This window comes from Nocardia suismassiliense (genome assembly GCF_900269665.1).
GTDB classification, from domain to species: Bacteria; Actinomycetota; Actinomycetes; order Mycobacteriales; family Mycobacteriaceae; genus Nocardia; species Nocardia suismassiliense.
Map to the genome: position 1 here is coordinate 1,596,543 of NZ_LT985361.1, position 22,974 is coordinate 1,619,516.

General features: G+C 67.7%; 25 protein-coding genes. 10 read left to right on the forward strand and 15 right to left on the reverse strand.

Going from position 1 to position 22,974, the window contains the following annotated elements:
* Nucleotides 1-140: 140 nt before the first annotated feature.
* Nucleotides 141-839 (forward strand): JAB domain-containing protein, encoded by a 699-nt coding sequence (locus DBO33_RS07110; RefSeq protein ID WP_107654308.1) that lies wholly within the window; start codon nucleotides 141-143, stop codon nucleotides 837-839.
* Between the two features lie 20 nt (nucleotides 840-859).
* Here the strand turns inward: DBO33_RS07110 and DBO33_RS07115 are convergent, their stop codons facing one another.
* On the reverse strand, nucleotides 860-1,549 hold the full coding sequence (locus DBO33_RS07115) for a TetR/AcrR family transcriptional regulator (protein ID WP_107654309.1): 690 nt from the start codon (nucleotides 1,547-1,549) through the stop codon (nucleotides 860-862).
* A 98-nt stretch (nucleotides 1,550-1,647) separates the two neighbouring features.
* Between DBO33_RS07115 and DBO33_RS07120 the strand changes: the two genes are divergently transcribed.
* On the forward strand, nucleotides 1,648-2,352 hold the full coding sequence (locus tag DBO33_RS07120; protein WP_107654310.1) for a DUF4386 domain-containing protein: 705 nt from the start codon (nucleotides 1,648-1,650) through the stop codon (nucleotides 2,350-2,352).
* A 63-nt stretch (nucleotides 2,353-2,415) separates the two neighbouring features.
* Here the strand turns inward: DBO33_RS07120 and DBO33_RS07125 are convergent, their stop codons facing one another.
* Nucleotides 2,416-4,068 carry an alkaline phosphatase D family protein gene (locus tag DBO33_RS07125; protein ID WP_107654311.1) on the reverse strand — a complete coding sequence of 551 codons (1,653 nt, stop codon included), beginning with the start codon at nucleotides 4,066-4,068 and terminating at the stop codon, nucleotides 2,416-2,418.
* A gap of 154 nt (nucleotides 4,069-4,222) precedes the next feature.
* Here DBO33_RS07125 and DBO33_RS07130 point away from each other — a divergent pair, with 154 nt between their 5' ends.
* Nucleotides 4,223-5,029, forward strand: a complete 807-nt coding sequence (locus DBO33_RS07130; protein ID WP_107654312.1) for an LLM class flavin-dependent oxidoreductase — start codon at nucleotides 4,223-4,225, stop codon at nucleotides 5,027-5,029.
* Between the two features lie 96 nt (nucleotides 5,030-5,125).
* On the opposite strand, the gene DBO33_RS44410 is transcribed toward DBO33_RS07130, so the two are convergent.
* Complete coding sequence (locus tag DBO33_RS44410) at nucleotides 5,126-6,037, reverse strand: hypothetical protein (protein WP_107654313.1); 912 nt, start codon at nucleotides 6,035-6,037, stop codon at nucleotides 5,126-5,128.
* A gap of 172 nt (nucleotides 6,038-6,209) precedes the next feature.
* On the opposite strand from DBO33_RS44410, the gene DBO33_RS07140 reads away from it, so the two are divergent.
* On the forward strand, nucleotides 6,210-6,605 hold the full coding sequence (locus DBO33_RS07140; protein WP_107654314.1) for a PPOX class F420-dependent oxidoreductase: 396 nt from the start codon (nucleotides 6,210-6,212) through the stop codon (nucleotides 6,603-6,605).
* A 106-nt stretch (nucleotides 6,606-6,711) separates the two neighbouring features.
* Nucleotides 6,712-8,535, forward strand: a complete 1,824-nt coding sequence (locus DBO33_RS07145) for a hypothetical protein (RefSeq protein ID WP_234390722.1) — start codon at nucleotides 6,712-6,714, stop codon at nucleotides 8,533-8,535.
* 15 nt (nucleotides 8,536-8,550) lie between these two features.
* On the opposite strand, the gene DBO33_RS07150 is transcribed toward DBO33_RS07145, so the two are convergent.
* The 5 genes from DBO33_RS07150 to sdhC form a co-directional block, all read right to left on the reverse strand.
* Nucleotides 8,551-9,990, reverse strand: a complete 1,440-nt coding sequence (locus DBO33_RS07150) for an alpha/beta hydrolase (protein ID WP_234390723.1) — start codon at nucleotides 9,988-9,990, stop codon at nucleotides 8,551-8,553.
* A 273-nt stretch (nucleotides 9,991-10,263) separates the two neighbouring features.
* Nucleotides 10,264-11,037, reverse strand: a complete 774-nt coding sequence (locus DBO33_RS07155) for a succinate dehydrogenase iron-sulfur subunit (RefSeq protein ID WP_107654316.1) — start codon at nucleotides 11,035-11,037, stop codon at nucleotides 10,264-10,266.
* Nucleotides 11,037-12,788 (reverse strand): succinate dehydrogenase flavoprotein subunit, encoded by a 1,752-nt coding sequence (sdhA, locus tag DBO33_RS07160; protein ID WP_186818323.1) that lies wholly within the window; start codon nucleotides 12,786-12,788, stop codon nucleotides 11,037-11,039. The genes DBO33_RS07155 and sdhA overlap by 1 nt, the downstream gene beginning before the upstream one ends.
* A 108-nt stretch (nucleotides 12,789-12,896) precedes the next feature.
* Nucleotides 12,897-13,328: a succinate dehydrogenase hydrophobic membrane anchor subunit gene (locus DBO33_RS07165; RefSeq protein WP_107654318.1), complete on the reverse strand. Its 432-nt coding sequence runs from the start codon at nucleotides 13,326-13,328 to the stop codon at nucleotides 12,897-12,899.
* 1 nt (nucleotide 13,329) lies between these two features.
* A complete protein-coding gene (gene sdhC, locus DBO33_RS07170) occupies nucleotides 13,330-13,728 on the reverse strand; it encodes a succinate dehydrogenase, cytochrome b556 subunit (RefSeq protein WP_107654319.1) in 399 nt (132 codons plus the stop codon).
* A 277-nt stretch (nucleotides 13,729-14,005) separates the two neighbouring features.
* Between sdhC and DBO33_RS07175 the strand changes: the two genes are divergently transcribed.
* Nucleotides 14,006-14,407, forward strand: coding sequence for a cytidine deaminase (locus tag DBO33_RS07175; protein ID WP_107654320.1), 402 nt, complete (start codon nucleotides 14,006-14,008; stop codon nucleotides 14,405-14,407).
* A 12-nt stretch (nucleotides 14,408-14,419) separates the two neighbouring features.
* On the opposite strand, the gene DBO33_RS07180 is transcribed toward DBO33_RS07175, so the two are convergent.
* Together DBO33_RS07180 and DBO33_RS07185 are read right to left on the reverse strand one after the other, a co-directional pair.
* Nucleotides 14,420-14,689 (reverse strand): hypothetical protein, encoded by a 270-nt coding sequence (locus tag DBO33_RS07180; protein ID WP_107654321.1) that lies wholly within the window; start codon nucleotides 14,687-14,689, stop codon nucleotides 14,420-14,422.
* An 8-nt stretch (nucleotides 14,690-14,697) separates the two neighbouring features.
* On the reverse strand, nucleotides 14,698-14,937 hold the full coding sequence (locus DBO33_RS07185) for a hypothetical protein (RefSeq protein WP_107654322.1): 240 nt from the start codon (nucleotides 14,935-14,937) through the stop codon (nucleotides 14,698-14,700).
* Between the two features lie 99 nt (nucleotides 14,938-15,036).
* Between DBO33_RS07185 and DBO33_RS07190 the strand changes: the two genes are divergently transcribed.
* The 3 genes from DBO33_RS07190 to DBO33_RS07200 all read left to right on the forward strand — a co-directional run bounded on the left by DBO33_RS07190 (nucleotide 15,037) and on the right by DBO33_RS07200 (nucleotide 18,698).
* Nucleotides 15,037-16,326, forward strand: a complete 1,290-nt coding sequence (locus tag DBO33_RS07190) for a thymidine phosphorylase (RefSeq protein WP_199856545.1) — start codon at nucleotides 15,037-15,039, stop codon at nucleotides 16,324-16,326.
* A 387-nt stretch (nucleotides 16,327-16,713) separates the two neighbouring features.
* Complete coding sequence (locus tag DBO33_RS07195; protein WP_107654323.1) at nucleotides 16,714-17,811, forward strand: adenosine deaminase; 1,098 nt, start codon at nucleotides 16,714-16,716, stop codon at nucleotides 17,809-17,811.
* Nucleotides 17,812-18,041: 230 nt separating this feature from the next.
* Nucleotides 18,042-18,698 (forward strand): hypothetical protein, encoded by a 657-nt coding sequence (locus tag DBO33_RS07200; RefSeq protein ID WP_107654324.1) that lies wholly within the window; start codon nucleotides 18,042-18,044, stop codon nucleotides 18,696-18,698.
* Nucleotides 18,699-18,780: 82 nt separating this feature from the next.
* Here DBO33_RS07200 and DBO33_RS07205 read toward each other — a convergent pair whose 3' ends face one another.
* From DBO33_RS07205 to DBO33_RS07225, 5 genes are read right to left on the reverse strand one after another with little or no spacing between them, the layout of a single operon-like run.
* On the reverse strand, nucleotides 18,781-20,031 hold the full coding sequence (locus DBO33_RS07205) for a primosomal protein (RefSeq protein ID WP_107654325.1): 1,251 nt from the start codon (nucleotides 20,029-20,031) through the stop codon (nucleotides 18,781-18,783).
* 26 nt (nucleotides 20,032-20,057) lie between these two features.
* Nucleotides 20,058-20,405 carry a YbaB/EbfC family nucleoid-associated protein gene (locus DBO33_RS07210; RefSeq protein WP_107654326.1) on the reverse strand — a complete coding sequence of 116 codons (348 nt, stop codon included), beginning with the start codon at nucleotides 20,403-20,405 and terminating at the stop codon, nucleotides 20,058-20,060.
* Nucleotides 20,402-20,743 (reverse strand): hypothetical protein, encoded by a 342-nt coding sequence (locus tag DBO33_RS07215; protein ID WP_107654327.1) that lies wholly within the window; start codon nucleotides 20,741-20,743, stop codon nucleotides 20,402-20,404. The genes DBO33_RS07210 and DBO33_RS07215 overlap by 4 nt, the downstream gene beginning before the upstream one ends.
* Entirely contained in the window at nucleotides 20,740-21,855 is a 1,116-nt protein-coding gene (locus DBO33_RS07220; RefSeq protein WP_107654328.1) for an NlpC/P60 family protein, read from the reverse strand. Before DBO33_RS07220 ends, DBO33_RS07215 begins: the two co-directional genes overlap by 4 nt.
* A gap of 4 nt (nucleotides 21,856-21,859) precedes the next feature.
* Nucleotides 21,860-22,183, reverse strand: a complete 324-nt coding sequence (locus DBO33_RS07225; RefSeq protein ID WP_107660047.1) for a DUF2563 family protein — start codon at nucleotides 22,181-22,183, stop codon at nucleotides 21,860-21,862.
* Between the two features lie 147 nt (nucleotides 22,184-22,330).
* Between DBO33_RS07225 and upp the strand changes: the two genes are divergently transcribed.
* Nucleotides 22,331-22,954 carry a uracil phosphoribosyltransferase gene (upp, locus tag DBO33_RS07230; RefSeq protein ID WP_107654329.1) on the forward strand — a complete coding sequence of 208 codons (624 nt, stop codon included), beginning with the start codon at nucleotides 22,331-22,333 and terminating at the stop codon, nucleotides 22,952-22,954.
* Nucleotides 22,955-22,974: the final 20 nt, after the last annotated feature.

The following is a 22,974-nucleotide window of genomic DNA, read 5'->3' on the forward strand; positions in this document are numbered from 1 at the left end:
GACGCACTCAGTCTGCCCGACGGACGCCGATGTGCAATCGGCAGGATCGGACAACTCGGGCGCCCCCGCGTCCGTGGCCGACATGTCGGTAGGGCCTGGCAGACTCCGTGACACTGTCGCCGTGACCAAGGGGTGGAACGATGCCGGTCTCTCTCCTCGATGTACCCGTCGAGCAACGGCCACGCGAGCGCCTGCTCGCCCTCGGCCCGCAGTCGCTCAGCGATGTCGAATTGCTGGCCTTGCTGTTACGGCACGGCAGGCCCGGCGCCAGCGCGCTGGACCTCGCGGTGGAGCTGCTCGTCGAACACGGCGGGCTGGCCGGATTGGCGGCGGCCAGGCCCGAAGAGTTGTCCCGTCGGGCCGGCGTCGGCGTGGCGAAGGCCGCGGCCGTCATCGCCGCGTTCCACCTCGGCGCCCGCGCCCGCGGCGGCACCGACACCCTGCCTCGGCTCGGCGACGCGGCGGATGTCGCCGCGGCGGCCCGCCCCCTGTTCACCGGCGCCCGCGTCGAGCGGCTACTCGTGCTGGTCTGTGACGCCCAGAACCAGTTGCGGCAGAAGGTATTCGTCGCCGAGGGCGCCGTCGACCAGGTGGCGGTCCCGGTCCGCGAAATCCTGAACACCGTGCTGCGCCACGACGGCCGCGCTTTCGCCGTCGTGCACAACCACCCCTCCGGCGATCCGACCCCCAGCCTCGACGACCGCCGCGCCAGCACCCTGCTCGCCGAAGCTGCCCGCACCGTCGGCCTCCGCTTTCTCGATCACGTGGTGATCGCGGGCGAGGACTGGGCCAGCGCGCCGACCCTCACCCTCGGGCACCGCCCTGGAAATACGGGCTGATCGCCGCGGGCGAGGCGGTCTCACGCGGTAGAACTCCAGCCCTGCCGCCATAGCCGCTCGAAACCGTCCAGTAGCAGGTCGAGGGCGAATTCGAACTCGAACTGATCGTCACAGCCCGGACCGACCACGGACTGGTCGTCGTGTGCGGCCCGGGCCGCGATCTCGGCGATGTGCGGATATCTGGACGACAGGTCGTGCAACGGGGCGGCTTGCGTCTGCGGGTCCGGGCTCGGTGCGGTGTCGAACAGTTCCTGGGTGAAGCCGAACGCACGGCTGCCCAGTGTGTGCATCACGTGATGGGTCAGGTCGACGGAGAGGCCGCCCGCCCGGAACATCCCGATCATCGAATCCAGGTACGCCAGTACGGCCGGGGTCGGTGCCGGGCGGGACTCGATCACCCGGGACGCCCACGGGTGCCGCTGAAGGGTGCGCCGCGCCACCAGGATTCGCCGCCGCACCGCGGGCTTCCAGTCGAGCCCGGCCTCGGGTGGCCCGATCTCCGCGACGAGCAGATCGACCATGCCGTCGAGCAACTCGTCCTTGTTCGCGACGTGTTTGTACAGCGCCATCGGCACGACGCCGAGTTCCTGCGCGAGGTTGCGCATGCTCAGGGTGTCGATGCCCGCCGCGTCGGCGAGCGCGACGGCGGCGCGCAGCACGCGCTCTCTGTTCAGCGGGGTGCGGGGTACGGCGGTGTCCCGGTTGGCCATTCAGCGCTCTCCTCTTGACGAGTGTACAGCGTACACCTTAGGGTTCTCGACAGAAGAGGTGTACGTCGTACACCTCGGTGTGCAGTGGAGGAGTCCCCATGAACTCGATGAGAACGACGGCGGTGGTCGCGGGTGTGCTCTTCCTGATCACCGAGGTCGCTGCGGTGGCCGCCCTGCTGCTGTATCAGCCGGTGCTGTCCGATGCGAATTACGTTGTCGGCGCAGGCTCAGACGGTCGAGTGCTGCTGGGTGGGCTGCTCGAACTGGTCCTCGTCGCGGCCGTCATCGGCACCGCGACCGCGCTGTATCCGGTGCTGGAGCGGCACGGCAAAAGCTTGGCGCTCGGCTATCTATGCGCTCGGCTGCTCGAGGGTGCTGTCATCGCCGTAGGCACCGTGAGCGTGCTGTCGGTCGTGACATTGCGCAGAGATAGTGCGGGCATCGATGATCCAGCACTGATCACCGTGAGCAAAGCCCTTGTCGCCGTCCATGATTGGACCTTCTTGCTCGGGCCGAACTTCATCCTCGGTGCGAACAGTCTGTTGCTGGCCACCCTGATGTACCGCTCCCGGCTGGTGCCACGGCCCATCGCCGTCCTCGGGTTGATCGGTGGCCCGCTCATCTGCCTGTCGGCGACCGCCGTGCTGTTCGGGCTCTACGACCAGCTCTCCGCATGGGGATCCGTCGCCGCGCTGCCCGTCTTCGCGTGGGAGGTGAGCCTGGCGGTCTACCTGATCGGCAAGGGGTTCGGACGGTCTGCGGGCGACACCCAGCCGGTGGCACGCCAGCTGGCTACCGCGTGAAACTCCTTGGCTCAGTAGGCATTGAGTTCCGGTACAAGCTACTGCCGTAGCCGAATGCCACGGTTATCGCGGACCGTTGTCCGGCGGGCTCGCCGTGACACCGGGGTCGGGTGGCTGAGACGAGCTGTCCGACTCCGAGGCCTGCGTGACGCCCGGAATCCCGTCCTGCACCACGAAACTGGCGCGCGTGTGGATGGGGGCGCCTGGGCGGCGAATGTAGGGGACGACCCGGAAGTCGTTGCGCCACAGGGTGTGGTCCAATTCGACGCGGACATAGCCGCGTTGGGAGTTGAAGAATTTCAGGTCGGGGTTGGCGGCGAGGAGGTTGCGGCCGGATTCGGTCATGTCGGCACCGTCGCCGCCGCTGGAGATCGACGTTCCGATGAATTCCGATGCCACGACGGGGGATCGGGGGTCGGCGAAGTCTCGGCGCAGATCGGCCGCGTGGTTCTGGTGGCGGTCGCCGGTGATCACGACGAGGTTGGCCACGTTGCGGTCGGCGGCGGCGCCGAGTACGGCGTTGCGGTCGGCGACGTATCCGTCCCAGGAGTCGGTGCCGACGGCGGTGACCGGGCCGGCGTCCTGGTCGGACTGGCCCATCGATACCTGGTTGCCGATGATCTGCCAGCGGGCCGGCGAGGTGGTGAAACCGTCGATCAGCCAATCGCGTTGCCGTGCACCCAATATCGTGCGATCGGCAGCGAACCGGTCGGTGCAGTCGATGACGGTGTTGCCGTCGCCGCAGGCCTGCTTGTCCCGGTATTGCCGGGTATCGAGCATGGTGATCTGGGCCAGGTCACCGAAGCCGTAGCGGCGGTGCAGGTGCATGCTCGGCCCGGCGGGCAGCTGGGCGATGCGCAGCGGTTGGTGTTCGTACATGGCTTGCAAGGCAGCGGCTTTGCGTCGGCGGAACACCGCCGGGATTCGATAGATGTCGAAACCGAGTCCCGGTGCCTCGCCCGCCCAGTTGTTGTCGATCTCGTGATCGTCCATGGTGACCAGCCAGGGAAAGGCGGCGTGCGCGGCCCGCAGCGGTTCGTCGGCTTTGGTCTGGGCGTACCGCAGCCGATAGCCGGCCAGGTCAACGGCTTCGGCTTGCAGATGGGGTTCCATCGACATCCCCGCACGGCCGCGATTCCAGCCACGTTCGTAGATGTAATCACCGAGATGCACCACCAGATCGAGGTCTTCGTCGCTCATGTGCTGGTACGCGGTGTAGTAACCGGAACTCCAGGACTGGCACGAGGCGAAGGCGAACCGCATCCGTGCGGTGGGCTGCCCCGGCTGCGGTGCGGTACGTGTTCGCCCGACCGGCGAGAGCACCGACCCGGCCCGAAACCGATAGAAGTACCAGCGATCCGGCGCCAGCCCGGTGACCTCCGGGTGCACGCTGTGCGCCAATTCGCGCGTCGCGACCGCGGTCCCGCGCGTCACCACCTGCCGGAAGTTCTCGTCATGCGCGACTTCGTATTCCACGGTCACCGGCCGTAACGGCATGCCGCCCAGCCCATCCGGCGCGAGCGGGTCCGGTGCGAGCCGCGTCCACAACACCACCCCGTCGGCCGTCGGTTCCCCCGACGCGACACCGAGACTGAATGGATCATCGGACCAGCGCGGCACCCGGAACGGCCCGCTACTGGCCGCCGCGGCACCCACCAGCACCGCAGCCGACCCGGCACCCCCGAATCTCAACAGTTGCCGTCGCGACAGACCCATACGTCAGGGTATATCGGCGGGCGGGGTGGCCGATCACCATCGTCGGATTCGATGAGCGTTTGCGACATGACCGTGAGCCAACAGGCCATTGGGACGCTCACTGTCGGCCCGTAGCGTGGCATACACCAGCCGATAGCGAGTGATTGGACGAAAGATGACCATCGAAATCGGGGTAATTCTGCCCACCTCCGCCCCTGATCCCGCACAGCCGATCCTGGGGGATGTGCGGGCGAGTGCCCGTCTCGCCGAAGAGCTCGGCCTCGATTCGATCTGGTCCACCGATCATCTGGTGGCGAGCGCGCCGATGCTGGACAGCACCGTCACGCTGGCCACCGCCGCTGCGGTCACCGAGCGCATCGGTATCGGCTTCAATGTCATGCTGCTGGCACTGCGTCCGGTCGCCTGGGCCGCCAAACAGATCAGTACCCTGCAACAGCTGTCCGGCAACCGGCTCGTGGTCGGTGTCGGCACCGGGAATCCGGCGCACGGCGACATCGGGTGGCGCGCGGCGGGTGCCTCTTACGCCGACCGTGGCCGGCGCACCGACGGGGCGTTGCGGGTGCTGCCCGGGCTCGTCACCGGACAGCCGACCGTGTTGGACGACGGGCTGGAGGTGACCCTCGCGCCCGGTTCGGTGCTGCCGCCGGTTCTGGTGGCGGGCAACAGTGTCCGGGCGCGGCGCAGGGCAGCTACGTACGCCGACGGATGGATCACCATCCAATCGGATCTGGAGCAGTTGACCAAAGACGTTGCCGAGCTGCAGGAGTTCGCCGCACAGCGCGAACGCGCGCCGCTGTCGGTCGCCGCCGTGGTTCCGGGGTTGCCCTCGGATGTCGACGAGGCGGCCGCCCAGCTGTCCGCCTTCGCGGCGCGGGGCGTAGGGCGAGCGATTCTTGTTCCGACCGGACCAGAATGGCAGCGGGACTACGAGTTCGCCGCGAAAGTTCGTGCGGCGCTGTAGATCCGCGGTTACTTCTGGAAAGCCGAAGGCCGCCGACATCTTTCGGCGCGGACGGCCTTCGCCTTCAGTGCGAAAGGGCGAGGTGAGCTGGGGCGCTCAGCGTTCTGAACCACGTCGTGGCGGTGGCGTCGAAGTTCGCTGCCCAACAGGTCCGGTCGCTGGCCCCAACTTCAGCGGGCGGTATCCGGATGCCGTTGATTCGGTGCCCGCCGAAGTGTCGTCCTTGTCGGCTTTTTCGCCCGCGACGGGAGACGCGGCACTGAGCGAGGCCATTCCCGCACTGCCGGTGGCGATTCCGGCGGCGACACCCGCGCCGAGCGCGACGCCGAACGGGACGGCCGCGACGCTACCGGTGCCCGCCATCGCACTGCCGGTGCCCGCCATCGCGGCGAAGGGTGCTGCGGCCGCGCCTGCACCGGCCAGGCTCGCGCTACCGGTGCCCGCGGCCGCGCTGCCCGCGCCGAGCACGGCCAGCGGGGTGCCGAGTCCGCCGGTGGCGACGCTGCCGGAGGCGCCTGCCGCGGCGCTGCCGGTGCCGAGCAGTGCGGCGCCCGCACCGAGGACCACCCCGAGGGGTGCGAGGGCGGCGCTGCCGGTGCCTGCGGCCGCGCTGCCGGTGCCGAGGAAGGCGGCCCAAGGTGCGGCGGCGACGCTGCCGGTCCCCAGGGCCGCGCTGCCGGTGCCGATCAGGGCGGCAAGGCCGAGTCCGAATGCCGCGCCACCGGTGCCGAGTGGGCCCGCGGTGTCGACGAGCCCCGGAAACAGCACGGAGTTGAGCACCGTGCGGCGGGGGCCCGCGGTGTCGACGAGCCCTGGAAGCAACACGGAGTTGAGCACTGTGCGGCGGGGGCTCGGAGCGTGTGTCGTGACGACCGCCGAGGTCGCGTAGGCCGCGATCGAATGCTGGTGCGGCACGGTGCTGGTCGGGGCCGACGCGGTGGCCGCCGCCGCGACGAGCGCGGGGCAGGTCAGCATGGTGGTGGCGATCGCCGTTCGGAGCACGTACATGGGTTGAGCGCCTTCCTCCCGGGCCTGCGCACGACGGCGTCGTGGCGTGGCCGACGATGTGTCCGGCGAGCACGTTCAAGATCAACCTACCGGCAACCTTCCGGGATTGATGGCACATTGCTATCGCAAAGACGGCGAGCCGGTTGTCCGGCGCGCCGTTACTGTCCAGGGCATGGGAATCACGCTCAGCGACGCCACCATCGCCCTGCTCGACGGCAAGAACTACGCGGTACTGGCCACGCTCAACGCCGACGGCAGTCCGCAGACCTCCACGATGTGGGTGCTGCGCGACGGTGACGACCTGCTGTTCTCCACCCTGGAAGGCAGGCTCAAGCACCGCAACATGCTGCGCGACCCACGGGTCAGCGTCACCGTGCTCGACTTCGCCGACGGCCAGAACTACGTCGAGCTGCGCGGCCGGGCCACCATCACCCACGACGACGACCTCCGGGTCGGCCACCGGCTGTCGTGGAAGTACGACGGAAAGGACCACGACGAGCCCGCGCCGGGTCAGGTCCGGGTCGCGGTCCGCGTCGAGATCGACAAGGCGACCGGGTACGCAGCCTGACAACGGCGCCGCCGTTGGGCATGGTCGACACGCCATCAGACGCTGTGTCGAAGTCCTGTCCGGCGCCTCCGGCCGGACTTCGATCCAGGGCCTAGGGTGAGTCGGCATGGACACCGCCGCGATCGCGCCGACGAGGGTTGTGCCCATCGAGCGTTCGACGGTGCCGCCGGTTCGGCGTCGGCCCGGGCGCGTGCCACCCGTTGTCGCCGCGGCGGGATGTTTGATCCTGCTGCAACTCGCGCTGCGCGGTTGGGTGGCGGGCAGCGGCTACTTCTACTGGGACGACCTCATCCTGGTCGGCCGGGCGGGCCGATATCCGCTGCTCTCGGCGGACCTGCTGTTGCACGACCACGACGGGCATTTCATGCCGCTCGCCTTCGCCACCGCCTGGGTGGTGACGAAGGTGGCGCCCTTCGTCTGGGCCGTGCCGGTGATTTCGCTGCTGGTGTGGCAGCTCGCGGTGTCGCTGGCGATGCTCCGCGTGTTGTGGATCCTGCTCGGCGCCCGATGGGTGCTGCTCGTACCGCTCACGTTCTATCTGTTCTCACCGGTGACGTTGCCTGCGTTCGCCTGGTGGGCGGCCGCGTTGAACGCGCTGCCACTGCAATTCGCACTCGCCTGGGTCATCGGGGACGCGCTGCTCCTGATGCGCACCGGGCGCCACCGCTACGCCTGGTCCGGGATCGTCGTGCTCGCGGTGGCGTTGTTGTTTTTCGAGAAGTCGGTGATCGTCCCGTTCGTCGCCTTCGCCGTCGCGGTGCTCGCCCACTACGTCGACGGGCGGGAATCCGTTCGCGTGGTGCTGCGGCGTGGCCTGCGATTGTGGGTGGGTTCGGGCCTGGTGTTGCTCTGTTGGCTGGCCGGGTATCTGGCGGTGGTCGGTGTTTCCGGGGTGCACAACAACCCGCAGGGCATGCGCGACTGGCTGCCCAATACGACCTCGCTCGGTGTGGTGCCCGCACTGATCGGCGGACCGTGGCGCTGGGAGCGTTGGTTGCCCGCCGCGCCGTGGGCCGATCCGCCGAGTGGAGCGGTGATCGCGGCGTGGGTGGTGCTGATTTCGTTGGTGGCCCTGTCGATTCGGGTACGCCGCCGGGTCTGGCCGGTCTGGCTGCTCGCCGCTGGGTATGTGCTGCTGATGCAGTTGCCCGTGGCGCTTGTTCGCGGCGGCCCGAACACCGCGGCCGAACTCATGCAGTCGCTGCGTTACTTCGCCGACCTCGGCGTGACATTGGCAGTCCTGGGTGCATTGATACTGCGGGCGAGTCCGCGCGGCAGCACGCGCCTCGGCCCGCGTTTCGCAATTCCGCTGGTGGTGCTGTTCGTCGTGAGCAGTCTGTGCTCCACCTACACCTTCGTCCGATCCTGGCGCCCCAGCCCGGCCAAAACCTATGTCACCAACGTGAAGTCGGCCCTCGAGCACTGGGACGGCGTGCCACTGCTGGAACAGGAAGTCCCCTGGGACGTCCTGAATCCGCTGGCCTACCCGCAAAACCTGACCAGCCAGGTCCTCGCACCCCTCACCGCACCGGGCACCTTCGCCGACTCGACCCCGTACCTGCGCATGATCACCGACAGCGGCACCCTCGTCGAGGCACAGGTCTGGTGGAACCGCCACATCATCCCCGGCCCGGACCCCCACTGCGGCTACCGAATCGAGGGCGGCGCCAAAGTCCCTATTCCACTCGACGGCCCCATGCTCGAGCACGAATGGACCGCCCAACTCAACTACCTCGCCAGCCGAGACGGGCAACTGGCCGTAGCTTTCGAACACGGCAAAACCGTCGCCGTCCCGGTCCGTCAAGGACTCAACACCGTCTTCGTCCGACTGGTAGGCAGCGGCTCGGCCCTCCAAATCTCCTCCCGCACAGAGCACCTCGTCGCCTGCCTGGGTTCCGGACCGGTCGGCGTCGCCTCCTACGACAACTAGGGAGATGGGCCTGCCTCAGTTACCTCCGCAGGTGATGTCCGCGGGCGGGACCAAGTCGATCAGATACGTCAGTACCGGGCCGTCGATGCACGAGTTGCCCTGCAACGCGGCACCGTGCACGAAACCGGTGTTGGTGATCAGTGCGGCGCCGAGATATTCGGCCAGGTTGCGTCCGCCTGCGTAGGCAGTGGCCGGATCGCCGGTCGTCGCCACGACCACGGTCTTCGGCAAGCCGGATACCGCAGGCACATGGGGCTGAGAGGTCGGTGGTACCGGCCAGAAGGCGCAGAAGTTCAACGGTGCCTGGCCGGTGCCGGGGCCGTCGAAGAAGGCCGGCGCGGCTTCGCGGGCCCGGCGGTCGGCGGCAGCGGCGGCGGCTCGATCGTTATGCCGAAACCCATCGAGGCACTTCACCGCGTTGTGCAGGTCGGTGTCGGCAACGTCTGCCCACTTGTCCGCAACGGTCAGCAAGGTGTCGCCGCGTCCCTGCGCCAGCTCGGCCAGACCCTTCGTCAGCACCGGCCAGGTCTGCTCGCTGTACAACAAACCGGTCACCGCTTCGAGCGCGTCAGGATAGGCGAGCCCGCGCGGATCGGCGGTGGCCGCGGGTCGCTTGATCAAGGGGTTGAGCAGGTTTCGCAGTCCGGTTGTCGCCTCAGCGCCGAGTGGGCAGCCCGGGTGCTCGGCGCAGTCGGCCGCGTAGGCCTCGAATGCTCGCTGAAAGCCCGCCACTGCGTACCGAGGATCGAGGAAGTCCGCCGCAGGGTCCATAGCCGCGTCCAGGACCATCGCACGCACCTGATTCGGAAACATCTCCGCGATGGCTGCGCCGATCTTGCTGCCATAGGAGCCCCCGAAGTAGGTCAGCTTCTCGTCACCGAGCACGGCGCGGATGACGTCGAAATCGTGGGCCACCTCTCTGGTTCCGACGTGGCCGAGCAATTCGAGGCCGGTGCGTTGCACACACTTCGCGGCATAGTCGGCGTGCTCCCATTCGGTCTGCGCGATACCCGTCGGTGACGTGTCGATATCGAGGTCTTGTCGCTGTGCCTGAGATTCCTCGGGAGTCAGGCACTCCACCTTCGGGGTCGATGCGCCGAGTCCGCGCACGTCGACCCCGATGACATCGAACCGTTGCGCCAACGCGGACTTTTCGGCCAGCCGGCGCGGAAAAGCCAGTCCTGCGGCGCCCGGCCCACCCGGATTGGTCAGCACCGAGGCGACGCGCGCACCGCCGGCCCGCAGCCGCGAGATCGCGATCCGAGCGGTAGGTCCGTCGGGCCTGTCGTAATCGATGGGCACGGTTACCCGCGCGCACTCGATCCCCGCGGCAGTCAACCCCGCACCGCCCGCGTACTCGTCACACGAACCCCACTCCAGCGACTGCTTGTAGAACCGGTCCAACTCCGGATTCGAGGCGGCATGGACCGCACCGCCGCCGGTGACGACGAGCATCGCGGCGACCACACCGACCCGAATCGAAGCTCGTGCCGATCGGCTGCTTCCGCTGGGCCAGCTGAACATTCATACCCCTGTCGACTCGACCGCGGCGTACCGGATCGATCACGCCAGAAACGTATTCGTCGCGCAGCGACCGCTGGATGAGTGCGGACTCACGATCGAGGAGATCTCGGTGCCATTTGGTTGGCAGGCGTCAGTCGAGGTGTGCGCTAACGACGAAGGCCGTCCGCATCTTTCGATGCGGACGGCCTTCGGGTGCCGGGAAGGTCAGCGGGCGAACAGGAGTGCGCGCTTGACTTCTTGGATGGCCTTGGTGACCTCGATGCCGCGGGGGCAGGCGTCGGTGCAGTTGAAGGTGGTGCGGCAGCGCCAGACACCTTCGACGTCGTTGAGGATGTCGAGGCGTTCGCGGGCGCCTTCGTCGCGGCTGTCGAAGATGAAGCGGTGGGCGTTCACGATCGCGGCCGGGCCGAAGTAGCTGCCGTCGCTCCAGTACACGGGGCAGGAGGTGGTGCAGCAGGCGCACAGGATGCACTTGGTGGTGTCGTCGAAGCGGGCACGGTCGGCCTGGCTCTGGATGCGCTCGCGGGTCGGCTCGTTACCCGAGGTCATCAGGTACGGCTTCACGGCACGGAACGCGTCGAAGAACGGCTCCATGTTCACCACGAGGTCCTTCTCCACGGGCAGGCCGCGGATCGGCTCGACCGAGATGGTGATGGACTTGCCGCCCTTGGGCAGCATGTCCTTCATCAGCACCTTGCAGGCCAGCCGGTTCACGCCGTTGATCCGCATCGCGTCGGAGCCACACACACCGTGCGCGCAGGAGCGCCGGAAGGTGAGTGTGCCATCGAGGTAGGACTTGATGTAGATGAGCACGTTGAGGAAACGGTCGGTCGGCAGGACCGGCACCTGGAACGACTCCCAGTGCGCGCCCTTGTCGTCCTCCGGATTGAACCGGGCGACCTTGACGGTGATCATCACCGAGCCCTCGGGAACCGGGGCGGGATTGGCCGGGGGTGTCTTCTCGAGTACGGCAGTCATCAGTACTTACGCTCCATCGGCTCGTAACGGGTCTGCACCACCGGCTTGAAGTCGAGGCGGATATCCGAGATGAGATCCGGGCTCTCCTTGTAGGCCATCGTGTGCCGCATGAAGTTCACGTCGTCGCGGTCCGGGTAGTCCTCGCGGGCGTGGCCGCCGCGCGATTCCTTACGGTTGAGCGCACCGACGACGGTGACCTCGGCCAGCTCGAGCAGGAAGCCGAGCTCGACGGCCTCGAGCAGGTCGCTGTTGTAGCGCTTGCCCTTGTCCTGCACCGTGATCCGGCTGTAGCGCTCCTTGAGCACGTGGATATCGGTGAGGGCTTGCTTGAGGGTGTCCTCGGTGCGGAACACGGCGGCGTTCATGTCCATCGTGTACTGCAGCTCGGTGCGGATGTCGGCCACCCGCTCGTTGCCGTGGTCGGACAGGATCAGCGCCAGCCAGTCCTGCACCATGCGCGCCGGCTGCTCCGGCATCTCCACGAACTCGGTGCGGTGCGCGTACTCAGCGGCGGCGATACCCGCGCGGCGGCCGAACACGTTGATGTCGAGCAGCGAGTTGGTGCCGAGGCGGTTGGAGCCGTGCACCGAGACGCACGCGCACTCACCGGCCGCGTAGAGGCCGGGCACCACGTCGGTGTTGTTGCGCAGCACCTCACCGCGGATCTTGGTGGGGATGCCACCCATCACGTAGTGGCAGGTCGGCATGACCGGAACCAGCTCGGTCACCGGGTCCACACCGAGGTAGGTGCGGGCGAACTCGGTGATGTCGGGCAGCTTCTCCTCGAGCACGTCCGCGCCGAGGTGGGTCACGTCGATGTAGACGTAGTCCTTGTTCGGTCCGGCGCCGCGGCCCTCGAGCACCTCGAGCACCATCGAGCGGGCGACGATGTCACGCGGCGCGAGGTCCTTGATGGTGGGGGCGTAGCGCTCCATGAACCGTTCGCCGCTGGCGTTGCGCAGGATGCCGCCCTCGCCGCGGACCGCCTCGGAGATGAGGATGCCGAGCCCGGCCAGACCTGTCGGATGGAACTGGTGGAACTCCATGTCCTCCAGCGGCAGACCCTTGCGGAATACGATCGCCATACCGTCGCCGGTCAGCGTGTGCGCGTTGGAGGTGGTCTTGTACATCCGGCCCGAGCCGCCGGTGGCGAACACGATCGACTTCGCGTGGAAGACGTGGATGTCGCCGGTGGCCAGCTCATAGGCGACCACGCCGGTCGCGACCTGACCGCGGTCGGTCTCGCTCATCACCAGGTCGAGCACGTAGAACTCGTTGTAGAACTCCACGTCGTGCTTGACGCAGTTCTGGTACAGCGTCTGCAGGATCATGTGGCCGGTGCGGTCGGCGGCGTAACACGCGCGGCGCACCGGCGCTTTGCCGTGGTCGCGAGTGTGCCCACCGAAGCGGCGCTGGTCGATCTTGCCCTCGGGCGTCCGGTTGAACGGCAGGCCCATCTTCTCCAGGTCCATCACCGCGTCGATGGCCTCCTTGGCCATGATCTCCGCGGCATCCTGGTCGACCAGGTAGTCGCCACCCTTGACGGTGTCGAAGGTGTGCCATTCCCAGTTGTCTTCTTCGACATTCGCCAGTGCGGCGCACATGCCACCCTGCGCCGCGCCGGTGTGGCTGCGGGTCGGGTAGAGCTTGGTCAGGACGGCGGTGCGCGCCCGGGGCCCTGCCTCGATCGCCGCGCGCATGCCGGCGCCACCGGCACCGACGATCACGACGTCGTAGCGATGCTCCTGAATCCGCGATTCACTCATGCCTGCACCTCGCTCCGCTCAGTTCCGGCATGTGTGAAACACGCTGTGTCGATGATTCGTTCGCTGCGCTCACTCATGGGAAGTGGCCTGTTCCTAACTGATGTTGGGGTCGAAGGTGAAGATGACGTAGGTGCCGACGGCCAGGATCAGGATCATCGAGATGGCCAGCAGCGTGTTCAGCCAGAATCGAGTCGAGTCCTTGCGGGAGTAGTCCGCGATCACCGTGCGCAGGCCGTTGCCGCCGTGCAGCTGGGCCAGCCAGAGCATGGACAGGTCCCACAGCTGCCAGAACGGGCTGGCCCAGCGGCCGGCGACGAAGCCGAAGTTGAGCCGCTTCACGCCGCCGTCGAGCAGCAGCATGATCGACATGTGGCCGAGCACCAGAATGATCAGCAGCAGGCCGGAGAAGCGCATGAACAGCCACGCGTACTTCTCGAAATTGTTGTTCGCGCGGGCACGTGGCGAGCGCGGCGAGTCCAAGCTGGCCGGTCGGTCATACGACTTACCGAGAACAGGTGCGCTCATGTCAGTGCTCCGTGAACAAGTAGAAGAACATGCGCCCGATCGCGGGCGCGGCCACCACGAACACCACCGCGAGAACGACCCACAGCATCACGCGCTGGTACTTCGGGCCCTTGGCCCAGAAGTCGATCAGGATCACGCGCACGCCGTTGAATCCGTGGAACAGGACGCAGACGACCAATCCCATTTCCATCAGCGCGACGATGGGGCTCTTGTAGGTCTCGATGGCCCGGTTGTAGGTGTCCGGGCTGACCCGGACCAGCGCGGTATCCAAGACGTGCACGAAGAGGAAGAAGAAGATGGTGACACCGGTGATCCGGTGCAGCGCCCAGGACCACATGCCAGGGTCGCCTCGGTACAGCGTCTTCCGCTTCGGCTGTGCCGGAGCTTCTATCGTGGTCATAGAGTGCGGTGCCTCCAACGTCGTTGATGGACCCGGTTCATTGATCCGAGGCCGGCTGCGTTGGGCGCAAATGCCCAGGTGGCTGCGCTGCGGCCCGCTGCCGGGAACCTGAACCGATCTGTTCTGGACTCTAATCCTCTAGGTTTGCCGGAACTAATTCGGCGTGCCGTGCGTTGCGCTACAGTCTGGCGGGTTAGGTTTACCTTTCTTGATGCGTGAAGGGTTCCTGCGAGGGCCCCGCACGGCCTGGTTCGGCTTGCTCCAGAAGAGGTTCCCGATGTCGCAAATCGACTGGAAATCCCTGCACGACAACGCGATTCAAGTTATGCGCAACGCCTATGCGCCGTACTCGCGGTTTCCGGTCGGTGCGGCGGCTCTCAGCACCGACGGCCGAATTGTGAGCGGGTGCAATGTGGAAAATGTCTCATATGGTTTGGGCCTGTGTGCCGAATGTGTACTCGTCGGTAACTTGCATTCGGGTGGGGGTGGTCGGTTGCTGGCCATCTCGGTCACCGATTCCCGCGGCGAAATTCTGATGCCCTGCGGGCGCTGCCGCCAACTCCTCTACGAACACGGTGGGCCCGACCTCCTGGTCGACCACAAGGACGGACCCGTTCCGCTCCGCGACTTACTGCCCCATGCCTTCGGCCCCGACGACCTGGACGCCGGTCAGGTGTGACCGGCGCAGGCTTCAGCAATCCGCGTCGATAATCGCGTCGATCTCGGTTTCGGTGGCGCGAGCCACCGGCGGGAACTCGATCGGGGGAATCCCCAGCCGTTCCATGATCAGGGTAAAAGCTCGACTCACGCTGTTGGCGTGGTCGATCAGCCTGCCGGTCTCGATCCGGCAGCCCGTAGTACTTCTGGTGAGCTGGTAGAGCGACTCGCTGTGGGTGTCTTCGATGTCGGTGACCCGTGTCTCGAGCATCGCCAGGCGGTGTTCGACGTGTATGGATGTCATCGTCGGCCTCAGCAGTCCGCGTCGAGTGCCGCGTCGACTTCGGCTGCGGTGGCGGTGGTGATCTCCGCGACGCGGTTCGGCGGGATACCGATGTGCTCCAAGAGAAGCGCGAAGCTGCGTTTCTGCACGATCCTGACTTCGCAGACCTCCCGCTTCAGGTCGTACAGCGCGTCGCCGTGCGTCTCCTCGATGTCGGCGACGCGCGCTTCGAGCTTCCCCACGCGCCGGTCGATGTGTACGGATGTCATTGATGCCCCCTAGCCCCTCGAAAGATTGATGCGGTGAGGCTATCGAACCTGTCCGACAAGAACCAGACTTGGCAGCGTTCTCATGCCAGACTGGCGAATGTGACGGCACTGGACGCGGTTTCGATCATCACGACCAAGCGGGACGGCGGCGAGCTGTCGGACGCGCAGATCGACTGGGTGGTCGATGGTTTCACCCGGGGGGCGGTGGCGGACGAGCAGATGTCGGCGCTGGCGATGGCGATCGTGTGGCGCGGGATGACGCGGCGGGAGACGGCGCGCTGGACCGGCGCGATGATCGCGTCGGGCAGTCGGCTGGACTTCACCGATCTGCCGCGCCCGACCGTCGACAAACACTCGACCGGCGGGGTGGGGGACAAGATCACGCTGCCGCTGGCGCCGCTGGTCGCGGCGTGCGGCGCCGCGGTTCCGCAGCTGTCGGGGCGCGGGCTCGGGCACACCGGTGGCACGCTCGACAAGCTGGAGGCCATTCGGGGTTGGCAGGCCGACGTCTCGGTGCCGCGCATGCGCGAGATCCTGGCCGACCCCGCGATCGGCGCGGTGGTGTGCGCGGCGGGCGCCGATCTCGCACCGGCCGACAAGCGGCTCTACGCGCTGCGTGACGTCACCGGCACGGTCGAATCCATTCCGCTGATCGCCAGCTCGATCATGAGCAAGAAGATCGCCGAGGGCACCGCGGCACTGGTGCTGGATGTGAAGGTCGGCGCGGGCGCCTTCCTGAAAACGCTCGACGGTGCCCGCGAATTGGCAACGGCCATGGTCGAATTGGGCACTGATGCCGGGGTGCGAACGGTGGCGCTGCTCACCGCGATGGACACCCCGCTCGGCCGCACCGCGGGCAACGCCCTGGAGGTCGCCGAGTCGGTCGAGGTGCTGGCCGGCGGCGGACCCGCCGACATCGTCGAGCTCACCATCACGCTGGCCCGCGAGATGGTCGCCCTCGCGGGCCTGGACACCGACCCCGCCGACGTGCTCGCCGACGGCCGGGCAATGGATCAGTGGCGCGCGATGGTCCGCGCCCAGGGCGGCGACCCCGACGCGCCGCTGCCGACGGCGCGGCACACCGAGGTCGTGCGGGCCGAGCGCGACGGCGTGCTGACCCGCCTCGATGCGATGGGTGTCGGCATCGCCGCATGGCGTCTCGGTGCGGGCCGGGCCCGGCAGGGCGATCCGGTTCAGGCCGGGGCCGGCATCGAAATGCATGCCAAGCCAGGCGATTCGGTGACCACGGGCCAACCGCTGCTGACCTTGCACACCGATACACCGGAGGCTTTCGCCGGTGCCCTGGCCGCGTTGCAGGACGCCTTCGCCGTTGGTGAGTCCGCCGAAAAACCCTCCACTCCACTGGTACTCGGACGCATCGACGCCTGACCGCTGAGTGGCATACGAATTTGCTTGCTGTGCAGCGTTTCCGGTTGCTGCTGATCGACGGTGGCATACCGCGCCGTGTGCCGTGGTCATGCAAATCAAGGCACGCTGGGCGGCAAACGAGTGCAAATCCTTGCGGTGCGCCGAGCCCAAGGAAGTAGCTGCGGTCGCACGTGAATTGGTGTGCGGCGCAGATCGTCGGCGATCTCACGTGCCGGTACCAGCGTGTGTTCTGTGCCGCACACAACCGTTGTTATCGGAGGTCGGCCGGGTATGCGGCGAGGGCAGTTGGTGTCCAGCTATGGGACGGCGCAGGGTAGGTCGGCAACGAGATGGTTGCCACTTCGGCAGTCTGGTGCCGTTCCGGCGCGGTGCGGCTACCGTCGTTACATGACTGGACCGACCGCATTGACCCTTGCCTCGATCCGCCAGGCGCCAAAAGCGCTGCTGCACGACCACCTCGACGGTGGTCTACGGCCTGCCACGGTGCTGGAGCTGGCCGCCGAGTGCGGTTACGAGGACCTACCCGCCAACGATGAGGTAGCGCTTGCCAACTGGTTCCGGGACGCGGCCGACAGTGGCTCGCTGGAGCTGTACCTCGAGACCTTCGCGCACACCGTCGCCGTCATGCAGACGCCGGAGGGCCTGCGCCGGGTCGCCCGGGAATGCGCGGAGGACCTGTCCGCCGACGGCGTGGTGTACGCCGAGGTGCGCTTCGCCCCCGAACAACACCTGGAACGGGGACTGACGCTCGACGAGGTGGTGGAACACACCCTGGCGGGTTTCCGCGAGGGCGAGGCGGCGGCCGCGGCGGCCGGACGGCCGATCGTGGTCACCTGCCTGCTCACCGCCATGCGGCACGCGGCACGCTCGCGCGAGATCGCCGAACTCACTGTGCGCTTCCGCGACCGGGGCGTCGGCGGCTTCGACATCGCGGGCGCGGAGGCCGGGTACCCGCCCAGCAGGCACCTCGACGCCTTCGAATACATGCGAGCCAACAGCGCGCACTTCACCATTCACGCGGGTGAGGCGTTCGGCTTGCCGTCGATCCACGAGGCGCTGGCCTTCTGCGGCTGTGATCGGCTCGGCCACGGCGTGCGGATCACCGACGACATCAGCGTGCCCGGTGCGATCGAGGACGCGCGCCTGGGCCTCGTCGCGAATTACGTGCGCGACATGCGTATTCCGCTCGAGTTGTGTCCGTCGTCGAACGTGCAGACCGGCGCGGTGCCCTCGCTGGACAAGCACCCGTTCGACCTGCTGGCCCGGCTGCGCTTCCGCGTCACGGTGAACACCGACAACCGTTTGATGAGCGACACCACCATGAGCCAGGAGATGCTCAAGCTCTCCGACACCTTCGGCTACGGCTGGACCGATCTGGAGCGCTTCACCATCAACGCGATGAAGTCGGCGTTCATCCCGTTCCCGGAGCGGCTGCGCATCATCGACGACATCATCAAGCCCGGCTACGCGGTGCTGCTCGGATAGCCAAGGGACGCAACAGAGCCCGACCCTGTGCCAGGGGGAACTGGTGGTGTGCTCACTCGGGCGATGCCGTCACCAGTTCCCCCTCGGCCGGGCATGCGACCGCTCGGCGGGTCGACGAGGGGCGTTCGGCGAGGGTCTGGGGTGAGAACGTCGGCGGTGCGGACGTTCCCGCTCTGGTGGTGATGGGGGCGCGCGGGTGGCTGTGCACCGGTTCGCTAGCGTGGCGAACTATGGCGACATTGCGGATCCCCAGTCGGTTCAACGGCCCGCCCGACTCCGGCAACGGCGGCTACGTGGGTGGACTGCTGGCCGAGCAGCACGGGGATGCCGCGGTCACGGTGATCCTGCGCAGCCCGCCGCCGCTGGACAAGCCGCTCGAAGTGCGTGCGGGGGAGTTGTACGACGGCGACACCTTGCTCGCGGAATCCCGAGTTGGCGAATTCGACCGGGACGCACCGTCATCCGTCCCCTTCGCGACCGCGGCCGAGGCGGCGAGCTCCTACCGGAGCAACGAGATGTTCGCGTCCTGCTTCGTCTGCGGCAGCGGTCGCCCGGACGGGCTGCGCATCGAGGCCGGCGCGGTCGGTGATGGCCTGGTGGCGGCACCGTGGATCCCCGACGACTCGCTCCCGCTCGGTCACGCCGTGCTGTGGGCCGCGATGGACTGCCCCGGCGGCTGGTCGCTGCCCGACATGTTCGACCGCCCCGCCCTGCTCGGGTCCATGACCGCCGCCGTGCACGACCTCCCGGAGGTCGGCGAACAGTGCGTCGTCGTCGGCCAGAGCCACGGCGAACAGGGCCGCAAAGCCTTCTCCTCGACCGCCGTCTACGGCTCCGACAACCGCCTACTGGGCCGGGCGGAGCAGATCTGGATCCGCCTGAAGTAAGACCCACCGCCGGTCGCCCACCCCCACTTCCGGTGCACCTAAGTCTGGCCTGAATACCCGGAGAGGCGGAACAGCGTGCCTCCTACTGCGGGTTCAGCCGGGATTCGAAGTTGCGCTCCAGTTCCCGCCAGGACTGCGCTTCCGCGGCGAACGGCGGGTTGGGCGCCATCCGGTTGGGGTCCGGGTTGAGCAGGTACGAGACGTACCAGCCGAGCGGATTGGACTGGGCCAGTGCCTGTTCCACGACGTCGTCGCCCGCGTAGTCGGAGGCGTCGGTGAACAGTTCGACCGCGAGGTCGAGCTGCTCGATGTCGACGGCTTCCGGTCCTTCGGCGAGGTCGTCGGCGAGGCCGGGCAGCACGTAGACGTTTTCGTCGCTGACCTCGACCTCGAGCGAACCGTCCACCGCGGCGGTCTGCACGTCGGTGAAGGTGCTGACCCGGGCGAGGTCGTGTTCGTGGTCGTCGGCCAGGTACCTGGCCAGTGCGCGCTCGGAGTTGAACACCGTGATGGCGTTGTCGGAGCCGAGGAAGATCGGCTCGTCGTCGAGGTAACAGCGCAGCGTGAAGTAGGTGCCGTCGGAGGTGATGATCTTGACCGGGTCGATGCCGACCTCGTGCCAGAACGTCTCGTCCTCGTCTTCTTCGTCCTCGTCGTCCGCGTCGAGGTCGACGGGTTCGAACTCGTCTTCTTCGTTGTCCGCGGCGTCGTCGGCGTCGACCACGTTCTCCTCGGCGGCCAGCAGTTCGGCCTCCGCGACGGAGACGGCTTCCGCGTCGACCTCGGGGGTGTGCACGACGGAGTCGATGGCGTCGAGCACGCTGTCCCAGCCCTTGGCGATGGCGGCGCCGATCTGGTCCCAGAGTTCCTCGCCGTCGCGCCCGATGAACGCGTTCACGCCGCCGGGCAGCGCGCCGAGGACCGGGTGCGACCCGAAGAACTTGGTCACCGTCTCTAGCTCGCACACCTCGCCGATGTTGCGCACCATGCTGAGGGTGTCTTCGAGCTCGGCGATGGTGTCCACGTCGGGGTCACCCGCGGCCAGTTCGGGCACCGCGACCAGATCGAAGGAGAAGTTCTCCTCCGGCTCCAGTTCGACCGCCGACAGCGCGACGACGACCTTCCATGCCGGATGCTCGACGAGGTCGTTGTCGGAGTTGGTCCGGATGAACGCGGCCAGCTCCGCAACGGTCTCGAAACCGTAGAGGGAGTCCTCGTGTCCGAGGAACGCCTCCCACTCGTCGTCACCGTCTCGCCAGCGCGGTGCCCACAGGGTGACGAGATCGCCGTCGGTCAGGCCGAGCTCGATCGGGACGATGTCTCCAGAAGCCATGAGCGGAAGCCTATCGACCTTCCGCGTCAGGCACTATCCGGCCCGCCCCCAACGGTTCCTTGGGCGTCGTTCGCCGCGGGAACGAATGACTCGTTCAGTGTCGCAACGACCTTCGAGCGCTGGTTGCCCGCGTCCTCGGCGGCCTGCCGGCAAGCCCAGACGATCAGCTGTCCGACCTCGGCGGGTGGCAGCGAGGTGACCGTCTCGGCGAGGCTCAATGCGACGAGCGCGCCGTCGCTGTCGACCTCGACGGTGACCGTGCCATCCTCGGTGGTGTGCCGCCCGCGCACCTGCTTGAGGCCGTACAGCGCGGCCTCGAGTGCTTCCAGCTTCTGCGTCGCGTTAGCGACGAGCGCGTCCATCTCCGCACTCATACTGGCCTCATCCAGGTCGTAGGTCCGGTGTCCGCGTCGTCGATCCGGTCCAGCTCGTCCACCGCCGCCTGGCGGGTGGGCAGGCCGAGCCGGTCCAGGATGTCGGCGGGCATGCCTGCCTCGGCGAGCAGCTCGCGGCGGCGCGCCTTCGCGGCGACGGTGGAGCGCTTGGTGAGCCGCATGATCTCGTTCGCGAGAGATTGTGCGCCGTAGCGGTATTCGCTGCGCTCGAACTTGATCTCCACCGGCATGCCCTGATCGGTGGCCCGCACTGAGATGGTGCCGGAGCGATTGGTGCTGGCCGCGACCGTGACGTTGGGAACCTGCGGTTGAGTCATGACGTCGGCCTGTAGAAGCCGTAGAAGCCCATCCCTGAGTTCTCCGTTCGAATCGAGCTGATCTGGACCGGGTCGCCGGCCTCGACGAATTGACCGTTGCCGATCACCATCGCGACATGGCCATCCCAGATGGCCAGATCGCCGGGCATCAGGTCGCCGGGGGAGACCGAGGTGCCGGTGGCCTGCTCGGCGGCCAGGCGCGGCAACTCCACGCCCGCCTCGCCGTAGGCGAATTTGGTCAGCCCGCTGCAGTCCAGGCCGGCGCCGGGGGTATTGCCGCCCCACACGTACGGCGTGCCGACCGCGCTGATCGCCGAGCGCACCGCGGTCGCCGCCTTCTCGTTCGGCGCCTCGACGGTGCTGCCGTCGGGCAGCGTGATCTTCACGCCGGTGCCGTCGGGCATGCCCGAGGAGCCGGTGTTGGGTGTGCCCGACGGGCTCGGTGTGGCGGACTTGGTGCCGACCGTCGTCGAGTTGGTGGTCGAGGGCATCGCGGTGCTCATCAGGCTGCTGGCCATCGAACCGACACCGCTCAACGCGCTGGTCGCGGTCGAAGCCAGCTGCTGCGCGCCCGCGGTGGAGGTGGCCGTGCCCGCGAGCGACGGAGTGGGCGGCGGCGGGGTGAGTTCGGACATCGACGCGGTGTGCGTGCCGAGTTCGTTCTGCACCCGGCCGACCACGTTGAGCGCCTGGCCCAAATGGTCGATCGCGGAGCCGACGATCATCGTCAGGCCCGCGGGGGTGGCCAGGGCCGGGCCCGCGCTCGCCGCGGTGTTCACGAACGACTGGGCGATGCCCGCGAGGTCTTTCTGACCCGTTTCGACCTCGGCCGCAGCCTGATTCACCACGGTTGCCATGTCGTTGCCGCGGTCGGAAATGGTGGCGGCGGAGGTCTGCACCCGCAGCGCCTTCGAGGTGGCGGCGTCGGCGGCCTGGCCGTCCCACGCGGTGTTCATGCCGTTGATGCTGTCGCGGCCCATCTGGTGGATCTGATCCACCACGCTCGACGTGCTGCGCAGCGCGTCGGAGGGGCCGCCGGTGGGCAGCACGCCGGAGCCGAAGCTGGAAAGCAGGTCGAATATCGGCTTGGCCAGTGCGTTGATATCGATCACAGGCTCAGCCGTCCAATTCGGTGGCCACGGTCCGCAGCGCTCCCGCGTTGTTCAGGTCCGTCTCGGTGAGCACCGTCGCCGCGCCGGTGGCCGCGCCACCCATGCTGGCGAGTACCGCCGACAGCTGGCCGATCGAGGCGACATGTCCCGCGTGCGCGGCGGCGTAGGCGGCCATGAAATCACCACCGATCAACCCCATGATCGGGCCGAGCAGCGCGGGCTCGGCCGCCACGGCGCCGGCACCGGCCGTAGCCATCTCCCCGGCCATCACATGGGCGGTCGCGCCGTAGGCTGCGATGCCCTCGGTGTCCGCCGACATCTTCCGCATCAGAGCTTCCCCCATCTGTTGTTCCCAGGCAGAGTACGTCATTCACTTGGTTCGACGCGCCCTCTTCCCGTTCGGTTCCCACCGATCCGAAAAAACTTTCGGGTAGAGCGTCGGCGGCGGACCCACCGGTCACTTTATCGTTCCCTCATGCGCACTCACACCGTGGACCATCCGCTCGCCGCTGCCTTGTTGACCACGATGCGAGACGAGCGCACCGACAATTCCGCCTTCCGCGCCGCGCTGCGCGACCTCACCAGGATCCTCATCTACGAGGCGCTGCGGGAGGCGCCGGTGCGGCGGTTCGAGATCAGCACGCCGGTGGCGGTGACAGAGGGCGCGCGACTGGCGCAACCGCCGCTGCTGGTGCCGGTGCTGCGGGCCGGCCTCGGCATGGTCGACGTGGCCGCCGAGCTGATTCCGGACGCCCGAATCGGCTTCGTCGGCATCGCCCGCGACGAGGACACCCACGAGCCCGTCCCGTACATGGAGTCGCTGCCCGCCGACCTGGCCGGACTCCCGGTCTACGTGCTCGATCCGATGCTGGCCACCGGCGGCTCGATGCGGCACACCCTCGAACTCCTGGTCGCCCACGGCGCCACCGACATCACCGCGGTCTGCGTCGTCGCGGCACCGGAAGGGGTTGCCGCACTGACCGATTCGGGCCACCCGGTGCGCCTGGTCACCGCCGCCGTGGACGCGGGCCTGAACGAGCACGCCTACATCGTCCCCGGTCTCGGCGACGCGGGCGATCGCCAGTTCGGCCCGCGCTAGGCCCCGTGTCGAAGTCCCAT

What these genes read in the sequence shown, in the direction of transcription:
- DBO33_RS07140 (WP_107654314.1), top strand. Translation starts at nt 6,210, where the DNA reads ATGGGAATCACGCTCAGCGACGCCACCATCGCCCTGCTCGACGGCAAG.
- DBO33_RS07195 (WP_107654323.1), top strand. Translation starts at nt 16,714, where the DNA reads ATGACTGGACCGACCGCATTGACCCTTGCCTCGATCCGCCAGGCGCCA.
- DBO33_RS07175 (WP_107654320.1), top strand. Translation starts at nt 14,006, where the DNA reads ATGTCGCAAATCGACTGGAAATCCCTGCACGACAACGCGATTCAAGTT.
- DBO33_RS07215 (WP_107654327.1), bottom strand. Translation starts at nt 20,743, where the DNA reads ATGACTCAACCGCAGGTTCCCAACGTCACGGTCGCGGCCAGCACCAAT.
- DBO33_RS07130 (WP_107654312.1), top strand. Translation starts at nt 4,223, where the DNA reads ATGACCATCGAAATCGGGGTAATTCTGCCCACCTCCGCCCCTGATCCC.
- DBO33_RS07210 (WP_107654326.1), bottom strand. Translation starts at nt 20,405, where the DNA reads ATGAGTGCGGAGATGGACGCGCTCGTCGCTAACGCGACGCAGAAGCTG.
- DBO33_RS07205 (WP_107654325.1), bottom strand. Translation starts at nt 20,031, where the DNA reads ATGGCTTCTGGAGACATCGTCCCGATCGAGCTCGGCCTGACCGACGGC.
- DBO33_RS07110 (WP_107654308.1), top strand. Translation starts at nt 141, where the DNA reads ATGCCGGTCTCTCTCCTCGATGTACCCGTCGAGCAACGGCCACGCGAG.
- DBO33_RS07120 (WP_107654310.1), top strand. Translation starts at nt 1,648, where the DNA reads ATGAACTCGATGAGAACGACGGCGGTGGTCGCGGGTGTGCTCTTCCTG.
- DBO33_RS44410 (WP_107654313.1), bottom strand. Translation starts at nt 6,037, where the DNA reads ATGTACGTGCTCCGAACGGCGATCGCCACCACCATGCTGACCTGCCCC.
- DBO33_RS07225 (WP_107660047.1), bottom strand. Translation starts at nt 22,183, where the DNA reads ATGCGGAAGATGTCGGCGGACACCGAGGGCATCGCAGCCTACGGCGCG.
- DBO33_RS07185 (WP_107654322.1), bottom strand. Translation starts at nt 14,937, where the DNA reads ATGACATCCGTACACATCGACCGGCGCGTGGGGAAGCTCGAAGCGCGC.
- DBO33_RS07155 (WP_107654316.1), bottom strand. Translation starts at nt 11,037, where the DNA reads ATGACTGCCGTACTCGAGAAGACACCCCCGGCCAATCCCGCCCCGGTT.
- sdhC (WP_107654319.1), bottom strand. Translation starts at nt 13,728, where the DNA reads ATGACCACGATAGAAGCTCCGGCACAGCCGAAGCGGAAGACGCTGTAC.
- DBO33_RS07145 (WP_234390722.1), top strand. Translation starts at nt 6,712, where the DNA reads ATGGACACCGCCGCGATCGCGCCGACGAGGGTTGTGCCCATCGAGCGT.
- DBO33_RS07180 (WP_107654321.1), bottom strand. Translation starts at nt 14,689, where the DNA reads ATGACATCCATACACGTCGAACACCGCCTGGCGATGCTCGAGACACGG.
- DBO33_RS07150 (WP_234390723.1), bottom strand. Translation starts at nt 9,990, where the DNA reads ATGCTCGTCGTCACCGGCGGCGGTGCGGTCCATGCCGCCTCGAATCCG.
- DBO33_RS07200 (WP_107654324.1), top strand. Translation starts at nt 18,042, where the DNA reads ATGGCGACATTGCGGATCCCCAGTCGGTTCAACGGCCCGCCCGACTCC.
- DBO33_RS07125 (WP_107654311.1), bottom strand. Translation starts at nt 4,068, where the DNA reads ATGGGTCTGTCGCGACGGCAACTGTTGAGATTCGGGGGTGCCGGGTCG.
- upp (WP_107654329.1), top strand. Translation starts at nt 22,331, where the DNA reads ATGCGCACTCACACCGTGGACCATCCGCTCGCCGCTGCCTTGTTGACC.
- DBO33_RS07165 (WP_107654318.1), bottom strand. Translation starts at nt 13,328, where the DNA reads ATGAGCGCACCTGTTCTCGGTAAGTCGTATGACCGACCGGCCAGCTTG.
- DBO33_RS07115 (WP_107654309.1), bottom strand. Translation starts at nt 1,549, where the DNA reads ATGGCCAACCGGGACACCGCCGTACCCCGCACCCCGCTGAACAGAGAG.